We start from the raw sequence: 20,499 nt of genomic DNA, 5'->3' as shown, positions 1-20,499 counted from the left end.
TAGGCAGCATAAGCGAAAGGTCTACTGCTTTTCCAATGCCTTTCGAGCAGCATTTGCCATGTCTAAGCCTTGTTCGAGGTAGATCCTGAGCCGGCCAGGATCAGGCAGTCGGAGTTGGTTGAGCTCGAACACTGATACGTTGGTCGCTCCAGAGATACAGCGGAAGTACCGATCTACGGTCGGCGTCCCAAGCAACTGCACCAACTGAGCAGGTGTCAATGCAGGTTCAGGGGCTATCTGTTCAAGAATCACGGTGTGGTTTTCACCAACGAATCCGCCATAGGTCTCTATGAGCTGTGTCGGAACAGTTGCGGCAACTAATCGTCGCGGTTGCTCGTTGGATGTCACTCGTTGCAGTAAGACGCTGGGGCGGCGAATGATGGAACGATGGTCTTTTGCCCCCATATTTACAAAACAGCCTTCTTTGTTCGCTTTAGCCGCACCGTTAAAGCGCAAGGAACCGTTAGGTGCAATGTCGCTGGACCAAAGCAGCGGAACCACCGTGTCGCCACGCGCGCCGACAGCCGTTTTCGTCGAGGCGTAGGTTGTGCGTGTGTCGCGGTTCCACACAAACGCGCCGATACGGGGCGCATAACCGTAGTCCACTAAGCCAGCCTTCGATTTTGCTGCGCTTTTAAGCAGTGCGATGTCGCTCTCCAACCGGGGGATTGGCCACGCGGCCCCCATGTTGGGCAAGATGCATAGACCCACGTCAATGTAACTACCGTCTTTTGAAACCAACGACACCTTCGCTTCGGTGCTTGGCGCATGCCCTGTTTTTTCTCGCCGCGCTAACGTCAATGCGGTCTCCTGTTGGACATCCATAAAGACGCCAATACGGTCACCAACCATACCAATACCGAGCAACGTGGTTTGCGTCATCATGTAACTTCTCAGCCTGGAGAAGTTCTGACCAGATAAAAAGCTAGTCGGGGTGACCAGTGCGCAGATGCCACCCGTAGCGAGAAGTTTGATGCACAAGGCAATGAAGAGGGCATACAGATTCGGCTGGCCTTGAACAACGTCTTCAAACTCGTGGACGTACTGACTGACTTCCTCAGCGCGCATCTTTCTAAATGGAGGATTGCATACCACCACATCGAGCTTTTCCCACAGGTGCTTGGTTTGTAGAAGCGAGTCGCCCTGGTAGACCTGAAACACGGGGTAGGTGTCAGTCGCGACAACCTCGTCATGGAGCGCCATCAGCAGGAAGTGCTTTGACAATTCACATAAGGCGGCATCTTGGTCAAATCCCAAAATTCGCTCTTGAATGTGGCTCACTATCTGTTGGGCGCTTGCACCATGTCGGCGAAGCAAATCACGCATGCGCATAGCGATAGGTGCCAAAAACGCAGCGCCGCCACACGCGGGGTCACAAAAACTGCGATTGGAAAAATCGACGCCCTGGGCTGACAGGTCGTCAAGCAAACGCCTCGTTAGCGATGGCGGAGTAAAGAACATCGCCTGCTGCTTTCTGCGCTCGCTTCCCAACAGTTGCGCGTACGCCGAGGAGAACCAGTAGGTCGACTCGATGAAGTCAAACTTGCTTACAAACGCCACGAACTCGCACACGGCAGGCTCGTTCAAGAGGAGGGTTGCTACGGGTAGACCGGACTGTGGCAATCCCGGAAAACAGTTACTGCACCATTTTGCTAATGCGCTGCCCAGGATCAAGTCCGGCTCTAGCTTCGCCTTTTGCATCACCACACGCATGTCGCGGACTAGGCTGTGAAAGTGAGTTTTAGTAGGGAGAGTCATAGGTGGCACAGGCCTGGTACGCATTTATAGCACGGAGCGAACAACAATGTGTGAAGGGGCGGGCCGTACATCATTCCTCTCCTTGGAATAGGATAAGTAGCTTGCTTATCGAACAGTGGCATTTTGTCAGGTCATCTACCCCAGATCTACAGAACAAGCTTTATGAGTCAGCTTTAGATTCTTAAGCACTCTGAGTTTTAGAACCTTAGAGGAGCAATCAGCGTGCGCAAATTTTTCAAGAAGAGAGGAGCCGCACTTTTTGCTCAGAGGGAAAATTTCGGGGGGAGAATTCGTTGACGCCTTGATTCAGCCGGTTTTCTCATCACTTCTCTCAAACGCTGAGCGGATCCTTCAAGCTCCGAGGGTGACGCGAGGCTAAGAGCAAGCATCAACGCATCGCGACGTTTCCGCTTCCCCTCTAAAATTTCACTGAGGCTGCTTTCTGACTGAATAGGTTGCTTCATGGTTGCGGATTCCGCCTTCAGTTCAGTTGGGATATTAGCACAAGCTAGTCGCCCCTTAGTCCTCAGATAACCCTTCGATTTCGGTTGATAGCTCCGCTCGGATACGGGAAAACAGCTTCTCAAGGGAAGTCGGCTGATCCTGAAGCAGATAACAGCCTACGAGTATGGTCAGCGGATGAACGTCCAATACCGATGCCAGTTCGTCTACCTTCTCAATCGTAGGGCTCTTCAGACCGCGCTCTAAGGTGCTGAGATAGGTCCGACTACTCACGTCGGAGAAATCTTCCTGGGAAAGCTTCCTCTCCGATCTCAGCTTTTTCAGGGCCGCGCCAAATGCTTGTTTCAGTTCCATATTGCCGACCTCGCAAAAGGAACGATGAAGCCTTTGCGAGCTCTATAGGGCTACAATCTATAGTGTTCACTTTTTGGATGGCGCTATGTTCATCACTCACAAAACGGCAGAGATTTTCCTCAGCGCGTACCTGGGTGATGACTCTACCCAGTACTGGCAGTACGTTGAGCAGACCACTCATTGTCCTTGGTTTTACGTCACAGTGGGTCGACAACAAGGCGGTGAAGCGTTGACAAGCATGGTTATGCTTCCCAGCATTTCAGCGTTTGAGCAGCTACTTAATGAACAAGGAGCAGACATCTGGCTGTTGGATGTGCAGTTGGTTTCACCGGCTTATCTGAACGGAAGTGATGGGTGGAAGATGGAGAGGCTGTTAGAGGTGCGCGAAACGGTAGATGACATCAGTGAGGAGGCGGCCTACGTGTATTGCCTAGAGGGAGGGCATACCTACAGCGAGACCTTGGGGTCCAGCACATCCGATTTACAAAATCCTCGTATCATTTTTTCGACCACACCGGCACCTCTGTGAACATGAGACTTACATGCTGGGAGGTTAACGGCATCTTCGATGCGCTAGCGGTTTGGTAATCTTGCCTGCCCGCCGCGTCAGTTAGCGGCGTTGGCAACCTTTCTGCCTCTTACCGCTTTCTCAATGGAGCCAGTACGTTTTCGACATCCAGTCCTTTCAGCAGACAATTGTGTGCAATTGCCGAAAGTGCTTCATAGAGCTGGTCTCGCTGCTTTATCAAGTCAGCATTCTCCACTTGAAGATTAGCAATACGTTCTTCGAGGGTTCTTCGGCGGCGGGCACCGTCTGGATCTCTGCCGCTCTCCTTGAGTTGTGCGATACGGGCGGACTCGATTCGTCTCCCGCGGTCCCCCACTAACGTAGCTCGGCTAGTCAGGCCCAATCGCCGCTGCACTTCGGGGCGTGAAATAGGCGCGAGCTCCAGTCCTAAGCTAATCATTTGAGCGAGGAGGGCGTCGATAGCCTCGTCCAAGGTGCCGCCCCTCAAGATCTGTCGTTTCGCCATGGTCGCCTCTAATCATCCGAAACCGAACTGTGCCGTTTGTCCATGTCCGCAACCGTCATTGGATGCCCATTTGGAAACACGCGTTGCACACCTATATTGGTATCGCGTGCGAGGACGGATTTTAGATTGTTGAGCTTGTCTTCCTGGTCCGCCAGCCATACATCGCTGCCTGCCTCTCCAGCGCCGGCATCGCGTATGATGGTGATTGCCATCGTCAGATTCTCGGCTTGTTTCTCAAGGTTGGCTCGCTCCGATGGAGTGCCCATCAGATGGAGATGCGAGCAGCCATTCCAGCACTGAAGATGCTTAGGGCAGGGCGCTTGGGAGAAGTCGTGAATGCAGCCTCCAAAGGGTGTCACGTGCAGCGTCGTGGCGTGTACAGTGAGGAATGCTTCTGCAGTTGTCGTGCCTTTATCTGACAGCAGCGCATGGTAACTGTCGGTCAACGCGCCCTGAATGCGTTTATCTCTTATGCCCGTATGTAGAAAGTCGATGCGCTCGTGATGGCTATTGAACGCCAAGAACTCCTTATGGGCGGCGGTGTTTTCTTCAATGCTCGTGTGCTGGTAATAGACATTCTGGTCGAGTCGTTTTCGCCCCAGGGCCAACGCTTGCTGAACATCGCTCATACCGGTCAAGTGGTAAATGGTGTTCCGCCAGTGTCGAGGTTGGTGGCTTGTTAACCGAATCAGAGTCCCATCGGATTCGGTCAATGACCGGCGCGAAAAAATGGACGCGTAATTTTCATCGTTACCCAGCGCATGATTAATATCCACGAGGGTCACCCGCCGTGGGATTGCTCGAAACACATTTGCTTCTCGTCCACCGAGGCGGAATTGCCCATCAAAAGCGATGGCTAGTGTTTCGCTGGTTTTTAGGATTACACGAAGCGTGCCTCCCACATTTTCCGTTAACGCGGCATGGCCGCGCAGTTTAGGAACGAGAAAACGCTCAATTTCACCGGCCAAGTAGCTGCGCTTGATCGCTTTCGCTCGATCCTTGGTCTGGTCGCAGGGATGAATCCCATTTCGTAAAAAGTACACATACAGATTCCTAGTGGTGTCTCGGTTCTGGCTAAACCCGAGCCACCGCAGAACTTCAACCTCTGACATCGCTGTCTGCGGAGAGTAATCCCAGAGGCGTCCTGGATGGGCTTCTTGCCACCTAGCGATTTCTCGCTGTTCTTGAGTCAGCACCTTCAGCCGTTCGACTGCGCGCCTAGCTAAAGGAACGTCACTTTCTGCAAACCAATGAACACGGGATTGAAATTGCTTTTCCGCAAAGTACCTGATCCCGCATTCGACCAGAGGTCTGCCATTGGCATCTACAACCACCTCACCTGTCGCCCCTTTGATCGGTCTCTCGACCCAACAGTCATAGGGAATTACTGCTACCTCATTGCCCCTTTGCCCAGTCGCGATCAGTAAATCGATCACGCGCAGCAATATTTCTTCGCCCTCACTGAGCGGGTTGTTCGAACATAAAGCGTAGGCTTCCATCGCCTCGCGAGAAGGCAACCTGTCATCAGATTTACGCTGTTTTACCGCACGATCAGGATCGTGCAATGAAATGTAATCGTGTCGGCGTTATTCTGGTTTGGCATCATGCTCAAAGTGGATGGCGATCTCGGTTAATTGCAGATTATCAATCGTATCCGCGATTACTTGAAGATGAGAGATCGCGTCGTAGAGGTTCTTGTAGCCACTTTCGCGGAGAAATCCTACGACGCGGTCAAAATCGCCTCGCGTCAACTGTGTGGGGTCGGATACGCCGCGCTCAAACAAGGGGTTGTACAGTCGCCGGACGGCAATATTGTATGCAGCCACCATCGAAAATTTCAGGCTCCGGGTGCGTTGCAGATACACAATCAGGGCCTTATTAAAATCTTGGAAAGCGAAGGGGAGTGGCCCCTTAGGCGGGGCGGTATAGCCTGTTTTTTCGAGGGCTTGCCGGTGCGGCTCGAAGGTAAGAGCATTCTGGTTATCCCGTTGTGGTAACCAACTTCCGACGCCCCACAACGATGACGCCCACGGTGTTGAAATCGCTAACGACTGAAAAATCGCTTGTTCCTGTGTAATGAAGCCTTCGAGGCTCTGCCTTGCGCTAGACAGCGTCATCTGCGGCATCCTCCGTGTGCTGCCGGCAGCGCTCGATCGTAGCGCTTACCGCCAGGATGGTTGTCTGATGCTGGGCGAGGGGCCGGTTGTGAATGAGGTCACCGGCTTGTTCTGCCATATCAATGAACCGTTGGGCCTCCCGTTGCAGCGCCTCCTTTACCTGCTCATGGCGACCGTCAGCAAAGGGGTGAAACTTCTTGCAGGTGTAGCAGGCGTAGACGGGATTGTAGGGGCAGAGGGTATGAACCGGCAGGGCGCATGCACCGATGTCCCCAATGTACTGTGTGTCGATCACGCCACGGATCGCTCTTTCGGCAACAGTATCGCGGCGTTGCACGACTTCCCCGGTCAAGAGACTGCGCATAATGCGTTGATAGGCGGGACTCTTGCCGAGTGCTTTTTCTTTGATGCGAGCGATATTGGGTGTTGCCGTGACATAGGCACGTGCCGCGACCGTGCTGTTGTGACCGAGCAGTTCGGCGATCATGTCTGCGGGCGTTCCTTGATCCGCCAGTCCTTGTCCGAGATGGTGACGCAGTAGAATGGACACCTGATTTGGTTTGTCTATGCCTGCCTCGAGCAACTCGTACTTGAGGGCATCGCCGATTTCTCGCACCGAGAGACGCTTCCCGTCGAGGCTCACAAACAGCGGCTCGCACGCGCTGCCAAAGCGACGTTGATGCCCGAAGATATGCTGTTCAATCTTTTCACCCAGTCGGGTGGTTACTTTGCGGGGCCTTCGTTCTGGTCGGCGTTGGCCAACCTTCTTGGCCATGGGTAACCAAAGGGTGTAGTACCTCTCATTTTCAACGGTTTCTATAACTTCAAAATCCGCAATCTCAAGCGAATGAAATTGAATCGAGCGAGGACCCAATTCAAAACCCAGGTGGAGCATCATATTGAACTGAGCATCAACCCAGTCATCTGAAGAAACTTCCCGCTCAATACGCTTGAGCAAGCGGATTTCCTCATCGAGTTCCAATCCGGACTGAGACAGAAAAATCCTAGAGTAGGGGGCTGAGCGTTCAGTTTTGACATCCTTGATCTTTAGATAAATGTCGTTGCTGAATCCGGTGATTCCTCTATCCCTTGCCCAGCGATAAAGCGTGCGGAAGACGACTACGTACTCTCTAGAGCAGCTCCAACTGTTGAACGCACTAATAATTTCATGGGCTGCCCAAGGGAATTTCAAGGAAATATCGCTTTCCGAAACCCGATGGAGCATTCTCGCGGCCCTATATGCAGTTGAAGGAGAGTATTTCTCCAGCATATGGACCATAAATGCTTTGGCTATTTCGATGAGCTCTGTATTCAGCTTTAGGCCAGTCCAATCAATTTTCATTGCAGTGCCGCCGTCGTACCAAATCCAGACGCTGGAACGGGTGTCGACGTATCTTGGTTGGTCATTAGTGCGGGTTCGAATAGCGACCCGAGCCGGTCCTTGAAACACATAGGCCACCAAGGGGCAGGTTGGTGATGCGTAATCGTGGTCAATGGATTTAGTCACAGCGAACCTCCTTAACTGTCAAGTCGATCCCAAGCTGCCGAAGCCCGTTGGGCATTGTGGAGGTTGGCTGACTCGGCGAGATAACGACTTGCATAACGACGTGGCATGATCGAGGTGTCGGACCAGCCACAGACTCGCCGGAGTTCATCCAAGGCCCGCTCCAATTCAAATCCACGCTTCTCGACCAAATAAGCCAAAAAGCGGTCGGCAAAGGTGTGGCGAAAGTCATGCGCAGAAAGTGTAGGCAACAACCCCGGATGAGCCAGTTCAATGGTCAGAAACAGCCGATCAAGGACGTTGGACAACGCGCGGATCGACAGCGGACGGCCTCGGTCAGAGATGAACAAATAGCGGTACCGCAATTTCATTGGTTTGCCATTACGCAGGGGGCGTCGCTCGCCCTGGATATAACGCTCGTAGACCTCATACAACTGCGCGGAGATACCTATTGTCCGGCCGTGTGTTTTCAGCGCAGGCTCTTCAGCGCGCGGGTCGCCGGGATCATGTTCGCGGTCATTGATGCTGACATAGGCATGCTGAGAACCCTCATTGATATCCGTGGTGTAAAGCTTCAGAAGCTCTCCGCGACGGATACCGGTCTCCAGCAGCAATTCAATCATTAGCCAATTGCGCAACTGCATTCGGTCCGGAAAAGGATTCTCCGCGGCGCCCGGGCGAATCAGTGTGCGAATGATCTGGAGTTGCGTATCTGTCAGGCTGCGGTAGCGAGTGTGGTCGGGCCGAGCATTGATGATATGGCTCTCAAAGCGCCGCTCAATGACATCGGCGACATCTGCAAATACCACCTCGATGTTAGCCAAGGTGGTTGAGTTTTGACGGGCGCGCGGGATGTAACGGGTGACACACCAGGACAGGTATTGCTTCAGCAATCGCAGGTACTGGTCACGAGTACGCGGATCGATCTGCGGAAAAGGTGCCGTTGCAGCTGTGCCGATTCGGGCGACCAGGTTATCGGCCTGACGGCCGCTTTGGAGCCAAATCGCGTAACCATCCAACAAGGCGAGAATCGCCTCAAAGTGACAGGCCAAGATGGCCTCATCGATATCCAGATCTCGGGTTTTGGCATAGGTGTAGAAAGCCTGGATCGCACGCAGGTGCGCTGCGGCGGTGTTGTATGCACGATGCCTGAGCTTGAGCTGGACGTAGATGAATGGGACTAGCTTGGGCAATGGCGCCGCCTGACCATCCTGCACAAGCAGCGGTACACGCTGGCCAGAAGAGTAACGGCACTGAATCAGCTTCATTGGCAGCTACCTCAATGAAGGACTTTGCCATGAACATGATGACATGGCCCGTTGAGAGAGTGGACGTCAGAGCCTGGTTTGTCGAATCAGTGGCTTAAGCTGCTCATGAACATATCTGACATAGCACATTATTTAACATAATATACATTACACGTAACATCATGTTTCCATTTCAGCCGAGTCATCCAGCAGATTTGAAGCCAGCAACACCTGGCCTCAAGGGCAAAATCTTGCACGGGTGCTTTATCGTCTCACGTTCAGTTTGCTCACGGACCACCTGCCCACGACGCTGTGTGAAATCTGCAGCACTCAGCTCGGCATAAGCCCATCAGCGTCGCCCGCGCTGCGCGGGATCAATCGCCATCCTGTCAGATCCTGTAATAAATCGTCTCGTATGAAGCGTTGGAAACCGTTGTAGGATTTCTTCCCCAATTATTTCCAGGTCTGTATGAACACGCTCCAGGAACCTCCCAGTAGCTTTCCAAAGAACAGAATTCACTCCAGCGCTCCTGCGCTCTGCCTACGTTTGTTGCAGCCTTCTTCCTTCGCATTGATCGTCCGAGGGAGCGAATAACCCATGGAATGGATCGTGGACCCCACGGCCTGGTTGGGCCTGCTGACCTTGATCGTGCTGGAGCTGGTGCTCGGCATCGATAACCTTGTATTCATCGCCATCCTGGCTGACAAACTTCCGCCCGAGCAGCGCGACCGTGCCCGTATCATCGGCCTGTCCCTGGCGTTGCTGATGCGCCTTGGCCTCCTCGCCAGCATCTCCTGGATGGTGACGTTGACCAACCCGCTGTTCGAGGTCTTCGGCAAGACGTTCTCGGGCCGGGATTTGATCATGCTGTTCGGTGGTGTGTTTCTGTTGTTCAAGGCAACCATGGAGTTGCATGAGCGACTCGAGGGCCACGTGGCGCAACGATCCGGCAATGCCGCCTATGCGATGTTCTGGCCTATCGTTGCGCAGATTGTAGTGCTGGACGCGGTCTTTTCCCTGGATGCGGTGATCACGGCCGTGGGTATGGTAGAGCACCTGTCAGTCATGATGATCGCGGTGATGTTCTCGATCGGCTTGATGATGATCGCGAGCAAGCCGCTGACAAAATTCGTCAATGGGCACCCTACCGTCATCATGCTGTGCCTGGGTTTCCTGATGATGATCGGCTTCAGCCTCACGGCTGAAGGCCTGGGTTTCCACATTCCGAAAGGCTACTTGTACGCCGCGATTGGTTTCTCGATTCTGATTGAATTGTTCAACCAGCTGGCGCGCTCCCGTCGCAAGAAAAGCCTGCAAGGTCTTCGGCCGATGCGCGAGCGTACCGCCCATGCGGTGTTGCGCCTGCTGGGCGGTCAAAAACTGGGAGCCAATGAGGTCGGTGAGGAAATCGCCGACCTGCTGGAAGGCGACGAACCGGAGCAGGTTTTCCATCGGCGCGAACGGGTCATGATCAGTGGCGTGCTGCAATTGGCCGAGCGCCCGATACGCAGCGTGATGACGCCTCGTGCACAAATCGACCACCTCGACTTGGCAGATTCGGCTCAAGAAATCCGTACGGCGTTGATGCATTCTTCGTACTCACGCTTGCCATTGATCCGGGAAGGACGCGTGGATGAGCCGCTAGGCTTTGTCCATAAGAAAGAATTGCTCAAGGAAATACTGGCGGGCAATCAGCCGAATCTGGAAGTCATGGCGCGCAAAGCCATCAACTTGCTCGACAGTTTCACGATCCTCAATGCACTGGAGCAGATGCGTAAGGAGTCGACCCACATCGCGTTCGTGGTGAACGAGTTCGGTGACTTCGTCGGCCTTCTCACTATGACCGACATCCTGCAATCCATTGCCGGTGAGCTGCCGGATGCCAGTGAAATCGAAGGACCGAATATTGTCGCCCAGGATGGAGGTTTCCTCGTCAGCGGTGCCCTGAATCTCAGTCAGGTCCGCGAACACACAGGGTTCCAGGCGAAAGCGACGGAAGATTACCAGACGCTTGCTGGGTTAGTGATGAGCCTGCTGGATCGCTTGCCGATGATTGGAGACATGCACAGTTGGCAAGGATGGAGCATGACCGTGATGGAGGTCGAAGAGCGTCGGGTGACCAGGGTGCTGTTGCGTAAGGAATAAGCACAGAATGAGGCCGCATTTGCGGCCTTGTTCATTTTCGCCTTGCCTGCCCCAACACTTATTCAGTCTTTTGGCTCTTTCCGTTTCTAAGGTGGGAGGATTGGCGAAACCAGTGACTCAATCCTGTAAATGACATCGCACACACCGCTGCTCATCGCCCAACAAGGCCTGCGGCTTCTCGCAGCCAACGGTGCATAGATTGCAGCGTTCGCGGAAGAAGCAGCCACTGGGTAGTCGACGGTTCCCCGGTAATTCGGTAGGTGCCGCAACTTGCTCGTCGTGGAGTGGCACGCCCAGTCGTGGTACCGCTTCGAGCAATAAGCGAGTATAGGGATGACGTGGCTCATCGAGCACTTGAGCAGCGCTGCCCAGTTCAACGATTTGCCCCAAGTACATGACCGCTACCCGATTAGCCATATGACGCACCACTGATACGTTGTGAGAAATCAGGATGTACGTCAGATTGCGGGCACTTTGCAGCTCTGCCAGCAAGTTGAGAATCTGCGCCTGAACCGAGATATCCAGCGCCGATGTGGGTTCGTCCAGGACAATGATATCCGGGTCTGACGAAAGGGCTCGGGCGATGGCGATGCGCTGACGCTGCCCCCCGGAAAACTGGTGCGGGAAACGGTCCAGGTACTCCGGGCGGATGCCGACTTGGGCCGCGACCCTGGCGGCCACATCGCGCATCTGCGCATGGCTGACATGGCCTCGGGCGTATAACGGCTCAGTGATTATTCTCCAGATAGGCAGGCGCGGATCAAGCGAAGACTGTGGATCCTGGAAAACAATCTGAACGTTGCTACTGCCCTCGCCGCTGCGATTGGCCCAGTTCAGTCCACCGCTGCTGGGCGGCACCAGGCCCATCAGCAATTGAGCCAAAGTGCTCTTACCGCAACCTGACTCGCCGACAATACCCAGGGTCTCCCCTGCCCGTACCTGAAGATCAATACCGTTCAGGGCGTGGGCATACCCACGCGGCCGCCCCAACCAGTCATTACTTACGGGGAAACGCACGTGAACATCGTTCAGTTGAAGAATCGTGGGTGCCATTGGGGTGATGGGTTGAAAGACTGCACTGTTCATCACGAAAGCTCCTTGACCGGTAACCAGCACGCGCTTTTACGTTGGTCATTACCGTTGATAGTGTTGAGATTCGGACGTTTGGCACACACCGGCATAGCGTACGTACACCGCTCCTGAAACGTGCAACCTACGGGCAAAGAAGCCAGGTTCGGCACCTGACCGGGAATGGTCAGTAGCGGCTGGCCCGGCTCGACCATTTCCGGCAGACCACTGAGCAACCCTTGCGTATAGGGATGCTGCGGATTCCCCATGACGTCAGCCGTGCGCCCCTCCTCGACCACAGCCCCTGTGTACATGACGTACACCCGGTCGCAGAACTGTGAAACCAATGCCATGTCATGGGTGATGAGCAAGATGGCCGTGCCCCGCTGCCTGGCTTTTTCTCGTAACAGCAACAGCACCTGGCGTTGCACAGTCACATCGAGGGCTGTTGTAGGCTCGTCGGCGATCAGTAATTGGGGTTCGCAGGAGAACGCCAGCGCGATCATCACCCGCTGACGCATACCGCCAGACAGTTCGAAAGGATAGCTCTCCAATACTTGTTCCGGACTGGCTATGTGCATGTCGCGCAACAGTGCGATCGCCTTGAGACGGGCTTGGGCGACGCTGATCTTCTGGTGATGAATGATCACATCGAGCATTTGCCTACCGATCCGCCGCGTCGGATTCAAGGCGGTCATCGGCTCCTGGAAAATCATCGCGGCATCGCGTCCACGAATCGTCAGTAACTCCTTTTCAGGCGCTGCCAGCATGTCGCGACCGAGCATGCTCAGGCTGCCGGCCGTGATGCGATAGCTGCGCTCGGGCAGCAATCGCATGCTGAGCATGGCAGTGACCGATTTGCCCGATCCGGACTCGCCGACGATACCGACGATTTCGCCGGGATTGACGTGTAGCGACACGCCATTCAGGGCTTTGACATTGTTTTTGTAAGCCGGGAATTCCAGGCTCAGGTTGTCGATGGACAATACTGGACTCGACGCATGCATGGTCATTTCCCCTGTTGCCGTGGATCGAGCAGATCGCGTACGCCATCGCCCAGCAAGTTGAACCCGGTGGCCGTGATCAGAATCGCCAGGCCTGGAAAGGTCGAGTACCACCAGTTGTCGAGAATGTAGTTGCGCCCGGTGGCGACCATCGCACCCCACTCGGCCGTAGGCTGCTGCGCCCCCAGGCCGATAAAGCCCAGGGCCGAGGCCATGAGGATCGCGCTGCCGATATCCAGGCTCAGTTGCACCAGCAATGGCGGCATTGCATTGCGTGCCACGTGCCAGTGCACGACGTGCCAGCGCCCTGCCCCGAAGGTTTGGGCGGCCTTGACATACCCCATCTCGCGGATGCTCAAGGCTTGGCCGCGGGCTAGCCGGACATAGGAAGGAATTCGCACAAGCGTAATCGCCAGCATCGCGTTGAACAGGCTCGCGCCCAACGCAGCTGCCAAGGCCATGATCAGTACCAGCGATGGCACCGACAGCATGATGTCCATCAGACGCATGATCAACGCATCGAAACGACCACCGATAACCCCGGAAAAGCACCCCAGCAAACCGCCAATAAAGCAGGATGCAAAAGCCACGAACAGACCGACGCCCACCGACTGCTGGCTACCGAAGAGCACGCGGCTGAACAAGTCGCGGCCGACTTCGTCGGTGCCGAACCAATGGGTGCTGGATGGCGGTGCCAGGCGCTCGGCCAAGTTCAGTGCGTTAGGGTCGTGACTTGCGAGCCAAGGGGCGAAGATCATGCACAGCAAGACGATAAAAGTGATCGCCAGACCCGCCATGGTCAGCGGGCTGCGGCGGATGCGGAAGGTCAGATAGGCGAGTTTTTCGTTCCAGCGCGGGCGGCGCGTGGCTATCAGGGTCGCGGACATTTCAACTTACCTCGCCGATGCGTGGGTCGATCACGCGGTACACAATATCGATGGCCATGTTCAGCAGCACATAGATGAACGAAACCAGAATGGCGAAGCCCATCACCGCCGGGAAGTCCAGTGACTGGATCGACTTGACGACATAGGCCCCCATGCCAGGCCAGGCAAATACCGTTTCGGTCAGCACTGCGCCATACAACAAATCGCCCAAAGTCAGCCCCAGGACCGTGACCGAAGGGATGAGCGCGTTAGGCAGTGCATGGCGCAGGATCACAGTCCATCGGGACAAGCCGTAGGCGCGGGCGGTGCGGATATAGTCTTCGCCGAGTTGATCGAGCATGGCTGAACGAATCTGTCGTGCGACGACCCCCAAGGTCACGAACCCCAGGGTTGCCGCCGGCAGAATCAGATGCTCCACGGCATCGAGAAACAACGAGCCCTCACCGGCAAGCAGCGAGTCGAGCAGATAAAAGCCGCTGATTGTCGGCGGCGGAGCAAGCCCTTCGGACAGCCGCCCTCCTCCCGGCAACCAACCCAGATGACCGTAGAACAGAACGATTGCGCCCAGGCCTAGCCAAAAGGCAGGCGTTGAAATGCCGGTGACTGCAAGGGTACGGGCGATCTGGTCAATCGCCCGATTATGGTAAACCGCTGATAGCACGCCAAGCGGCACACCGGCCAGGATTGCAAGCACCAGCGCTACCAGTGCCAGCTCCAGCGTCGCCGGGAAGAACGTCTGCAAGTCTTCCAGAACGGGACGGCTGGTGCGTATCGAGGTTCCCAGGTCTCCCTGCACCAGGTCCATCAGGTAACGACCGTATTGTTGATACAGCGGCAGATCCAATCCCAATTGATGACGTATGCCCGCCACCAACGCATCACTGGCACGGTCGCCAGCGATCAATCGAGCAGGATCACCGGGGATCAGGTGCGAAATAGCAAAGGTAATCAGCGAAACGCCGAACACGACCAGCAACAGGCCGAGCAGGCGCTTGCGCAACAAAGTCAGGAAGGCCATTTTGGCACCTCAGTCACACTCGCGACGAAAATCAGAAGCCGCGCCAGCCACGAATGGCCAGCGCGAGGGAGCCGGTTTACTTGCTCATACTGCCCAAGTTGAACACCTGTTCGAGCATGGGGTTGAACACGTAACCCTTGACCGAATCACGCATCGGCAAGGTGTAGCTCTTCTGATAGAGGTAGGCGTAGACGCTGTCCTTGAGCACCATTTTCTGCGCGGTCTGGTACAGCTCGACGCGTTTCGCGGTGTCACTATTCGCGGCCGCTTCTCGGATCAGCGTGTCGACTTGCGGGTTGCTATAGAACGAGCGGTTGCCTTGCAGGCCCTGCATCTTGGAGTCGAACCAGAAGTTCATGAACATGTACGGGTCGGCAAAATCCGGGCTCCAGGCACCGACCGCGATGTCGTAGTCCGCCTGGCCGACGCGCTCACGCAGCGTGGCATTGGCAAGCTTTTCCAGCTTGAGGTTGATGCCCAGGGGCGCCAATGCAGCTTGCAGGGTCAGGCCGATCGGTTCCCAGTTAGGATCCTTGTCCGAATACATGTAGCTGAGGTTGGTGATTTTCTGCGGTGCTTTGGCGAGGCTGTCCTTGGCGGCTGCCATGTCCTGCTTCATCGGCGGCAACGAGCTGTCATACGCCCACATGCCGTCCGGAATTGGCCCGTTCAGGAGCTTGGCCTTGTCCCTGAGAATGCCTTTGACGATGCCGTTGTAGTCCACCGCTTCGGTGATCGCACGACGAGCATCGACGCTGGTCAGTGGGCCCTTCTTGTTGTTGAGGTAAAGATAGGTGACCCGTAGCGACGGGAACTCCTTCACCGCCACGCCGGGCTTGCTGGCAAGAACGCCGAGCTGGTCTTCGGGCATGTCTTCGATGATGTCCAGGTCACCCCGTTCCAATTGCAAGCGACGCACGGAGGGCTCACCGATGATCTTGATGACCACGGTTTTCAGCGCAGGTTTGGGGCCGGCGAAGTAGGTGTTCGGTTCCATGGTCAACGACTGGCCTTTTTGCCAGTTGCTCAAGCGGAAGGGACCGGAGCCTGCGGTATGGCTCGACAGCCAGGCATTGACGTCCGCGCTTTTATTGACCACTGCTGGGTTGATGATCGAAGCACCATTGTGGGCCAGGGTAAACAGAAACGGCGCGAAAGGCGTCTTCAGAGTAAACCGAATGGTCTGCGGGTCGACAACCGCGACCACCATGTCCTCTGGAAATGCACCGGAAGGTCCCTGCTTGAGGGTCATCAAGCGATCAAAGGAGAACTTCACCGCGGCGGCATCTACCGAGGCGCCGTCATCAAATTTGTTGCCGGGTTTGATCTTGAACTCCCAGACCAAATTGTCCGCAGAAACTGTCCAGCTCTCGGCCAGGTCGCCCTGAACTTCGGTGCTGCTTTTGTCGCCTTCGACCTTGTAGCCGACCAGGCGCTGGTACGACGGGTAGGTAATGGTCCAGTCGTTGTTATCGAAGGTCACGGCCGGGTCGAGGGTCTGGGGATCAGCGGGTTTGCCGATGACCAGGGTGTCTTGTGGTACAGCTGCTGTCGCGGCCTGCCAGGCACCGAGGCTCAGTGCACTGCACAAAACGCTCAGCAATAGCTTGCCAGCGCCGGAAAAGGTTTTGCTGGTCACGGTGTTCATTGGGTTCATGCCGGTTTCCTTGATCATTCGATAGAGGGAAGTACGTCAGGTTTTTTATAAAAGCTATAACCGGGCAGTTGCAGGTGAAACGTAAGTAACGCTGTCTTGTTATTTTGTTATCAGCCGCACTGAACGTGGGCTGCGCGGCGTTGCAGGGCTATCAATCCGTGGTTTGAACGTCCTCCAGTAATGGGTAGTCATCGGCATTCGGAAGTTCGTAATGCCACCACTCGGTGGCAATCGTCTGGAAGCCGGCGGCGAGCATGATCCCCACCAACAGCAGTCGATTGCGTTGCACGTCTACTGGCAAGTCGGGATAGAACTGGTGGGATTTTTCTTCCATTGCGTCGAATTCGGTCCCCATATTCAACGGCTCGCCATCAGCACCGACCAGGGTCAGGTCCACCGCCACGCCGCGGCTGTGGTGGGAACCCAAATGCGGGTCACGCACGTAGTCGTTGTTGGGCAACGCGTCCCACAGCAGGTACTGAGCATAAGGCGGCCGATAGGCGTCATAGATGCGAAGGATAAATCCGGCCTGACGAGCGAGTTGACTGGCCTTGTACAGACAGTCGGCAGCCTGGTGATGTAACAGGCAACGCGCATCTGGATAAATCACTCTTCTTGCCAGGTTGTCTGCACCGGCGTAGATCAAATCGATTTGCACCTGGTAGCGCTGGGCATCGATCTCTACAAGGGGGCTGTTGTTCACGCCAATACTCCAGTTGGGATTCGGTGGGACGATGAGGATCAGCCTTCGAACTGACCGAAAGCTTTTTGCAATTGACGGTTCTTGGCCAAGCGCTTATCGAGTCGATCGCCGTATTTTTCAGCGACGGCTGAGACGATCAGATTTAACAGGCAGGCTAATGGCGCAGGGGAATCCCAGAACTGCCCGACATCGGTTTTCAGCTGCAAGAGGTCAAGTGGGTAGTCTCTGGCCCACGGGCATTGCAGGTCGGTGATCAGCGCCAATGGGAGGTTGTTGTCTATGGCTGCGTCGCAGAAGGTCTGAGTCACACTGGAATAAGCACGGAAATCCGCAATGATCGCGTAGGGATTGGCGAAGCCGGAATTCAGGGTTTCTGCGTAAATGCCGGATAAACCATCGACGTAGTAGACCTTGGGCCGGATGTACTCAAGGTGGCTATGGAACGCTGTGAGAATCCCTCGAGTGGACTGAATGCCGAGAATGAATACTGCATCGGCTTCGTAGATGCGTTGCACGATATGGGCGAAGGCGTCGCTGCGCGCTAAACCGTAGACATACCGAATGGCCTCGATCTCGCGACTCAGGGAACGATCAAGAGCATCTTGCTGATTGCTTTCGGCACGAAAGGCGCCAATGCGATCAGTGATAAGCCACGACGCTGGCGTTTCAACGCGCAGGCTCTGTTTGATTTCATCGATGTTCTGGTAACCAAGGGATCGAAAAAAGCGCCCTACGGAAATCCCAGTGGTGGAGGTCTGCTGCGCGATGCTATCAGCCGACTCGAACGGAAGCTGTTCTGGGTTACCCAACAGATAACTGGCGATCCGCTTGCCGGTCGGGGTCAGGTTGGAGAACTCTCGCTCCAGCAACTGCAGGAAGCTGTTCTTTTCCATGGACTTTCAGAGCTCCCGAATGCGAAATGTTATTGCGCTGTCAATATTTTCATATGTGTTAGAAGAATAACATTCGATTTCGAAGCAATACAATGACTATTTCAGCAGGCGTCCTACGGTGATCAGGCGGCAGCACCTGGGTGCAGAAGCTGCATGGCCAGGGATCGGCCGAAGACGCCCGAACACGAAACGGCCGCGAAGAAAAACCCCAGTGGTCTGTCGATCGCTGGGGTCTTTCGTTTGGCTAGAGACCGGCCGGCTTCGCCGGGAGGCAGGCACTGCTTTATGCCCATCACATGGTCCAGGTGTTTGTGCGTCGCTCTGATGGTATTTAGCGAGCCTGAAGCTCAACCACAATGTTCCCTTGATCGCAAGATTGGACAAGGCGTACATCAACCGCGATGAACTGTTGGATAACAGCCGCGTTCGTTCGGATGTGATTACTCAAGCGCACCGTTGTCAGTTTGCCTGCGCCCGCAATTGCCATCGGCAACATCAGCTGATCCGCCAGGCGGTTTCCTACAGCGGCATTCGATTGGGCCCACACTGTGAACTCGTCTAGCGCCACGTCAGCTACCCGCTCCGCGCGCATTCGCTCTTGGCCGATACTGGTAAACACTTCGGTGACGCCAGCCTTCACGGCAGTGATCGACACAGCATTGCCTGGGCCAGCCTGGTCACCCAGGTCGGTAACAGACAGGTCGCGACGCTCTATCTTCAGCCTCGCCGAGAGTCGATCGAGCTCTCGGCTCCCAATCGAGACAGGAATGGCCGAAACCAGCGCTCCCGCCGAAACGATTGAGATGGGCTCCATTCCACCGTCCAACTCCAGCGGTTTGAGTGCAGAAGGTCGTATAGTGGCTTCGATCAGGCCCCCTCCGCCGGGAACAAACCCATAATTAAGTAGCGCCAATTCCACCTGCGCCCCCATGCGCCGCACCAGAGGCAACCACGCCTGTTTTATGAATTCGAAGGGCGGCGCCGCCGGATTATGCGTCCCGCCGGTGATCCGGACTGTACTGGGCCCGTCAGCCTGCAAAAGTGCAGGTAACAGGGTCTGCAATACCAGCATAGTGCTGCCCGCGGTTCCGATCGCGAATGAATACTCCCCGGCCTTTACGCCTCCCGGGTGGAACTCAATAGCTGTCGAGTTGAGTTCCGCCCCAAGGGTTTTAGCGCCACAAATCTCAGTCGCTGCGCGTACCGCGGTCAGGTGCTGGCGCAACAATCCGGGACGGGAGCGCTCACCGCGTATTCCCGTCATCCGAAATGCCCGGCCGGTGATAATGGAGAGGCTGAGGGCGGTACGAAGCACCTGCCCTCCTCCGTTGGTGCCGTCGATCAGAATCAGATCCTGGTTCATCACGTCAGCCCTTCACGCAGACGACTTGGCGCAAGGTATGGACCACTTCAACCAAGTCGCGCTGGGCAGCCATCACCGCATCGATGTTCTTATAAGCCATCGGAATCTCATCGATCACAGCAGCATCCTTACGGCACTCAACATGGGCGGTCGCCCGCACCTGATCGTCAACAGTGAACAACGCCTTCGCCTTGGTACGACTCATCACCCGACCAGCACCGTGCGAACAACTGCAGAACGCCTCCTCGTTCCCCAGGCCGCGCACGATGAAGCTCTTTGCGCCCATCGATCCGGGAATAATCCCCATCTGGCCCTTCTGCGCGGATACGGCTCCCTTACGGGTGAGAAGGATATCCTCCCCGAAGTAGGTGCCCCGCTCCACGTAGTTATGGTGGCAATCGACGGCGATTAGCCGTGACTCGAAAGGCTTGGTGATAATCGACCGAACGGCATCCAGCACCGCCAGCATCATGACCGCGCGGTTCTGCTTGGCGAAGTCCTGGGCCCACTCAACAGCCTCAACATAATCATCGAAGCTGGATGTTCCTTCTCGCAGGTAGGCCAGGTCCCGATCCGGCAGGTTTACCATGTGCTCGCGCATTTCCTCGCGGGCCTTCTCGATGAAGTAGGAACCGATCGCGTTCCCTACGCCACGGGAGCCGGTATGAAGCATCACCCACACATGATCGGCTTCGTCCAGGCACACCTCGACAAAGTGGTTGCCTGTACCCAGCGTTCCAAGATGTTTGCGGTTGTTAGACTTTTCAAGGCGTGGGTGTTTGTCGGTGATGAGGTTGAAACGCCCCTCAAGCGCCGACCAGGCCTGATCGACAATCGTCGGGGCGGTTTCCCAGGCCCCTTTGTCACGGCCGCTACGCCCTGAGGTGCGTCCGTGCGGAACAGCCTTCTCTATTGCGGTGCGCAGGCTGAACAGGCTATCGGGAAGGTCGCCGGCGCGCAGCGAGGTCCGCACAGCCGACATCCCACAACCGAGGTCGACCCCCACGGCGGCGGGAATGACCGCGCCCTTGGTTGGAATCACGCTCCCGATAGTCGAGCCTTTCCCCAGATGAACGTCAGGCATGACGGCCATGTGCTTGAACACGAACGGCATCTGTGCGGTGTTTATCAGCTGTTGCTTAGCTTCGGGTTCAACCGGGACGCCTCGGGTCCACATTTTGATGGGCTTGCCGTTTTCAACCTCAAGCAGTTCGAAGGTTTGAGTGGTCATTATTTTCGCTCCTATGATTTCTGTTTGGGAGCTCTATAGCGAGCGGCGTGCCA

At 55.6% G+C, this 20,499-nt stretch carries 18 protein-coding genes; 2 read left to right on the top strand and 16 right to left on the bottom strand.

The window, feature by feature from the left end; all coding sequences use genetic code 11:
* Positions 1 to 21: 21 nt before the first annotated feature.
* Entirely contained in the window at positions 22 to 1,713 is a 1,692-nt protein-coding gene (locus EPZ47_RS14735) for an HsdM family class I SAM-dependent methyltransferase (RefSeq protein ID WP_202879089.1), read from the bottom strand.
* 564 nt (positions 1,714 to 2,277) lie between these two features.
* Entirely contained in the window at positions 2,278 to 2,574 is a 297-nt protein-coding gene (locus EPZ47_RS14730; RefSeq protein WP_046036377.1) for a helix-turn-helix domain-containing protein, read from the bottom strand.
* Positions 2,575 to 2,659: 85 nt separating this feature from the next.
* Between EPZ47_RS14730 and EPZ47_RS14725 the strand changes: the two genes are divergently transcribed.
* Complete coding sequence (locus tag EPZ47_RS14725) at positions 2,660 to 3,103, top strand: hypothetical protein (protein ID WP_135845457.1); 444 nt, start codon at positions 2,660 to 2,662, stop codon at positions 3,101 to 3,103.
* A 109-nt stretch (positions 3,104 to 3,212) separates the two neighbouring features.
* Here EPZ47_RS14725 and EPZ47_RS14720 read toward each other — a convergent pair whose 3' ends face one another.
* Genes EPZ47_RS14720 through EPZ47_RS14705 form a run of 5 tightly spaced genes read right to left on the bottom strand, consistent with a single transcriptional unit; the run spans position 3,213 to position 8,497 of the window.
* Positions 3,213 to 3,608 (bottom strand): hypothetical protein, encoded by a 396-nt coding sequence (locus EPZ47_RS14720; RefSeq protein ID WP_135845456.1) that lies wholly within the window; start codon positions 3,606 to 3,608, stop codon positions 3,213 to 3,215.
* Positions 3,609 to 3,616: 8 nt separating this feature from the next.
* On the bottom strand, positions 3,617 to 5,173 hold the full coding sequence (locus tag EPZ47_RS14715; RefSeq protein WP_238346737.1) for a hypothetical protein: 1,557 nt from the start codon (positions 5,171 to 5,173) through the stop codon (positions 3,617 to 3,619).
* Positions 5,174 to 5,194: 21 nt separating this feature from the next.
* Positions 5,195 to 5,725 carry a hypothetical protein gene (locus EPZ47_RS30425; protein WP_238346736.1) on the bottom strand — a complete coding sequence of 177 codons (531 nt, stop codon included), beginning with the start codon at positions 5,723 to 5,725 and terminating at the stop codon, positions 5,195 to 5,197.
* Positions 5,712 to 7,232 carry a tyrosine-type recombinase/integrase gene (locus EPZ47_RS14710; RefSeq protein WP_135845455.1) on the bottom strand — a complete coding sequence of 507 codons (1,521 nt, stop codon included), beginning with the start codon at positions 7,230 to 7,232 and terminating at the stop codon, positions 5,712 to 5,714. The genes EPZ47_RS30425 and EPZ47_RS14710 overlap by 14 nt, the downstream gene beginning before the upstream one ends.
* Positions 7,233 to 7,243: 11 nt before the next feature.
* Positions 7,244 to 8,497 (bottom strand): tyrosine-type recombinase/integrase, encoded by a 1,254-nt coding sequence (locus EPZ47_RS14705; protein ID WP_135845454.1) that lies wholly within the window; start codon positions 8,495 to 8,497, stop codon positions 7,244 to 7,246.
* 577 nt (positions 8,498 to 9,074) lie between these two features.
* Here EPZ47_RS14705 and EPZ47_RS14700 point away from each other — a divergent pair.
* Entirely contained in the window at positions 9,075 to 10,622 is a 1,548-nt protein-coding gene (locus EPZ47_RS14700) for a TerC family protein (protein WP_135845453.1), read from the top strand.
* A 117-nt stretch (positions 10,623 to 10,739) separates the two neighbouring features.
* On the opposite strand, the gene EPZ47_RS14695 is transcribed toward EPZ47_RS14700, so the two are convergent.
* The 9 genes from EPZ47_RS14695 to EPZ47_RS14655 form a co-directional block, all read right to left on the bottom strand.
* The gene (locus tag EPZ47_RS14695) at positions 10,740 to 11,708 is read right to left on the bottom strand and encodes an ABC transporter ATP-binding protein (protein WP_135845452.1); all 969 of its coding nucleotides are present in this window, start codon (positions 11,706 to 11,708) and stop codon (positions 10,740 to 10,742) included.
* On the bottom strand, positions 11,708 to 12,697 hold the full coding sequence (locus tag EPZ47_RS14690; RefSeq protein ID WP_135845451.1) for an ABC transporter ATP-binding protein: 990 nt from the start codon (positions 12,695 to 12,697) through the stop codon (positions 11,708 to 11,710). The genes EPZ47_RS14695 and EPZ47_RS14690 overlap by 1 nt, the downstream gene beginning before the upstream one ends.
* 2 nt (positions 12,698 to 12,699) lie before the next feature.
* Positions 12,700 to 13,581 carry a D,D-dipeptide ABC transporter permease gene (ddpC, locus tag EPZ47_RS14685; RefSeq protein ID WP_135845450.1) on the bottom strand — a complete coding sequence of 294 codons (882 nt, stop codon included), beginning with the start codon at positions 13,579 to 13,581 and terminating at the stop codon, positions 12,700 to 12,702.
* 1 nt (position 13,582) lies between these two features.
* Positions 13,583 to 14,599, bottom strand: a complete 1,017-nt coding sequence (locus EPZ47_RS14680) for an ABC transporter permease (RefSeq protein ID WP_135845449.1) — start codon at positions 14,597 to 14,599, stop codon at positions 13,583 to 13,585.
* A 76-nt stretch (positions 14,600 to 14,675) separates the two neighbouring features.
* Positions 14,676 to 16,256, bottom strand: a complete 1,581-nt coding sequence (locus tag EPZ47_RS14675; protein WP_135845448.1) for an ABC transporter substrate-binding protein — start codon at positions 16,254 to 16,256, stop codon at positions 14,676 to 14,678.
* A 151-nt stretch (positions 16,257 to 16,407) separates the two neighbouring features.
* A complete protein-coding gene (ddpX, locus tag EPZ47_RS14670; RefSeq protein ID WP_135845447.1) occupies positions 16,408 to 16,959 on the bottom strand; it encodes a D-alanyl-D-alanine dipeptidase in 552 nt (183 codons plus the stop codon).
* 38 nt (positions 16,960 to 16,997) lie between these two features.
* Positions 16,998 to 17,852, bottom strand: a complete 855-nt coding sequence (locus EPZ47_RS14665) for a MurR/RpiR family transcriptional regulator (protein WP_135845446.1) — start codon at positions 17,850 to 17,852, stop codon at positions 16,998 to 17,000.
* 331 nt (positions 17,853 to 18,183) lie between these two features.
* Positions 18,184 to 19,215: an RNA 3'-terminal phosphate cyclase gene (gene rtcA, locus EPZ47_RS14660; protein WP_135845445.1), complete on the bottom strand. Its 1,032-nt coding sequence runs from the start codon at positions 19,213 to 19,215 to the stop codon at positions 18,184 to 18,186.
* 4 nt (positions 19,216 to 19,219) lie between these two features.
* Positions 19,220 to 20,446, bottom strand: a complete 1,227-nt coding sequence (locus EPZ47_RS14655) for an RtcB family protein (protein ID WP_135845444.1) — start codon at positions 20,444 to 20,446, stop codon at positions 19,220 to 19,222.
* Positions 20,447 to 20,499 lie beyond the last annotated feature (53 nt).

The organism is Pseudomonas viciae (genome assembly GCF_004786035.1).
GTDB classification, from domain to species: domain Bacteria; phylum Pseudomonadota; class Gammaproteobacteria; order Pseudomonadales; family Pseudomonadaceae; genus Aquipseudomonas; species Aquipseudomonas viciae.
The sequence above is the reverse complement of the archived record's forward strand: the minus strand, read 5'-3'. Positions and strand labels throughout refer to the sequence as shown.

Bases quoted from the DNA above. Each gene is read 5' to 3' on its own strand.
- EPZ47_RS14735 (WP_202879089.1), bottom strand. From the start codon at position 1,713: ATGCGTGTGGTGATGCAAAAGGCGAAGCTAGAGCCGGACTTGATCCTG.
- EPZ47_RS14730 (WP_046036377.1), bottom strand. From the start codon at position 2,574: ATGGAACTGAAACAAGCATTTGGCGCGGCCCTGAAAAAGCTGAGATCG.
- EPZ47_RS14725 (WP_135845457.1), top strand. From the start codon at position 2,660: ATGTTCATCACTCACAAAACGGCAGAGATTTTCCTCAGCGCGTACCTG.
- EPZ47_RS14720 (WP_135845456.1), bottom strand. From the start codon at position 3,608: ATGGCGAAACGACAGATCTTGAGGGGCGGCACCTTGGACGAGGCTATC.
- EPZ47_RS30425 (WP_238346736.1), bottom strand. From the start codon at position 5,725: ATGACGCTGTCTAGCGCAAGGCAGAGCCTCGAAGGCTTCATTACACAG.
- EPZ47_RS14705 (WP_135845454.1), bottom strand. From the start codon at position 8,497: ATGAAGCTGATTCAGTGCCGTTACTCTTCTGGCCAGCGTGTACCGCTG.
- EPZ47_RS14700 (WP_135845453.1), top strand. From the start codon at position 9,075: ATGGAATGGATCGTGGACCCCACGGCCTGGTTGGGCCTGCTGACCTTG.
- EPZ47_RS14695 (WP_135845452.1), bottom strand. From the start codon at position 11,708: ATGAACAGTGCAGTCTTTCAACCCATCACCCCAATGGCACCCACGATT.
- EPZ47_RS14690 (WP_135845451.1), bottom strand. From the start codon at position 12,697: ATGCATGCGTCGAGTCCAGTATTGTCCATCGACAACCTGAGCCTGGAA.
- ddpC (WP_135845450.1), bottom strand. From the start codon at position 13,581: ATGTCCGCGACCCTGATAGCCACGCGCCGCCCGCGCTGGAACGAAAAA.
- EPZ47_RS14680 (WP_135845449.1), bottom strand. From the start codon at position 14,599: ATGGCCTTCCTGACTTTGTTGCGCAAGCGCCTGCTCGGCCTGTTGCTG.
- EPZ47_RS14675 (WP_135845448.1), bottom strand. From the start codon at position 16,256: ATGAACCCAATGAACACCGTGACCAGCAAAACCTTTTCCGGCGCTGGC.
- EPZ47_RS14665 (WP_135845446.1), bottom strand. From the start codon at position 17,852: ATGGAAAAGAACAGCTTCCTGCAGTTGCTGGAGCGAGAGTTCTCCAAC.
- rtcA (WP_135845445.1), bottom strand. From the start codon at position 19,215: ATGAACCAGGATCTGATTCTGATCGACGGCACCAACGGAGGAGGGCAG.
- EPZ47_RS14655 (WP_135845444.1), bottom strand. From the start codon at position 20,446: ATGACCACTCAAACCTTCGAACTGCTTGAGGTTGAAAACGGCAAGCCC.